The organism is Corynebacterium nasorum (assembly GCF_022345765.1).
In the GTDB taxonomy this organism is placed as follows: domain Bacteria; phylum Actinomycetota; class Actinomycetes; order Mycobacteriales; family Mycobacteriaceae; genus Corynebacterium; species Corynebacterium kefirresidentii.
The window spans coordinates 1-1,714 of the sequence record NZ_JAKRDR010000039.1; the positions used below are offsets into that span (position 1 = coordinate 1).

The following is a 1,714-nucleotide window of genomic DNA, read 5'->3' on the forward strand; positions in this document are numbered from 1 at the left end:
GGCGGAATCAAGCGGTGGATGCGCCACGCTTGAATAGTTCGTTAAGTATTTCACGTGGGGTTGCGCCGCCGAGGATTTGTCGGGGTGTTTCGTTGAGCTCATTTTGCACCCACGCGACATGTTCGGGTGTGACGGTGGCAAAGTCGGTGCCCTTTTTGTAGAACCTGCGCCTGATCTCGCCGTTGGTGTTCTCGTTGGTTGGTCTCTGCCACGGTGAGTGCGGTTCACAGAAAAACACCTGGCAGCCGTCTTTAATCTGGACTTGTGCTGTGACAGCCATTTCTGCGCCTTGGTCCCATGTGATGGTCTTTAGCTGCTCGGTGTTGAGGTCTTTGACCATGTCCTGCAGGGTTGCGACCACGGTGTGTGAACTGTGCTCATCGGGAAGGTGTCCAAGCAGGGTGTAACGGCTGGTGCGCTCTACTAGGGTAATCAGCGCGCTTTTGCCACCTTTACCAATAACAAGGTCGCCCTCCCAGTGCCCGGGAATAGCCCTGTCATCAGCTTCCGGGCTGCGGTGGGTGATCTCAGCACCTTTGATCCAAGGGCGACCGGTTAACACGCCAGCGTTTCGGGCACGACGCTTGCGTGTTGAGCCGCCGCGGATAAGTACGTCTTTAGTCTTCATGACTTCTTCAAGCTCGGCTCGCAGGCTGCCTTTGCCTTGAATGTATAAGGCACTGTAGATCGCTTCGTGGGAAATACGCATGCTTTCATCATCGCTGAAAGCATGCTCAAGCCATGCACTAATGCGCCCAGGTGACCACCTGCGGGCAAGGCAATCGACTACTACACCCCGAAGCGTTGGGCTTTCATCGAGCTTGCGTAGTTTTGGCCGCACCATCCGACCAGCAGTAGAAACAGCAGCGTTGTGGGCGTTATACCGCAGCTGCTCTGTGCCGTCCTCATCGACGATCTTCCAACCATTACGGGTGATTTCACGAGCGACGACACTGTGGTGCCTATTTATTTTCTGCGCGATGGCTCGTGCCGAATCACCGACACGACATCCCGCTTCAATAGCAACACGGTCTTCAACAGTAAGCCTGCGACCACGCCCTACTAAGGCGTGTTTGTCGAATACGCCGCTAGGAAATCCATCAACGGCTTGAGTTTTCATCGGTGCTGGCATAACAGAATCTTTACCCAGCTTCTTGCCTGTATCTGGCAAAGACACCACCGCCTCATCAGGCGTTCGACGATGTCGCTGCCGGCGTAACTTCGCATACCGCTGCTTCCTTATCCACCCATACACGGTAGAAGGATGCACACCGATAGCATCAGCCACTGTCTGACAGCTCTCACCAGCAAGCACTCGCTCCACGGCCTGGGCACGTTTATCAGGTGACAAGTGGGCGCGTCTAGGCCGCACTTCGATTACACCAGCTTTCTTTAACCTGCTGTGAAGCAAGCCAGTCGATATTCCAACAGTCTGTGCTGCTTGACTGATCGACATACCTGCACGCACCAACCCAACAGCCTCACGGACAAACGGATCACGCAAACGACTCGCACGCCTGCCTGGAGGTTCGACACCTCTTACCCTCAACCAACCGTAAACCGATTCGGGGCCTACACCCACATCACGCGCGACCAGGCTAACTGCCTCGCCTGCCACCACGCGCTCAACAGCAGCATCCTTAACATCCTTCGGAGTCCAACGCGTCACAACTACCTCCCGGTCGAAGTGGCGCATTCACCCCTTGACAGCACG

At 55.6% G+C, this 1,714-nt stretch carries 2 pseudogenes; both read right to left on the minus strand.

From position 1 onward, the window contains the following. Positions 1-7: 7 nt before the first annotated feature. A pseudogene (locus tag MHK04_RS12130) lies at positions 8-1,227 on the minus strand (IS30-like element IS1513 family transposase). A 19-nt stretch (positions 1,228-1,246) separates the two neighbouring features. Then, positions 1,247-1,696: pseudogene (locus tag MHK04_RS12325) on the minus strand (helix-turn-helix domain-containing protein); the annotation flags it as partial. Positions 1,697-1,714: the final 18 nt, after the last annotated feature.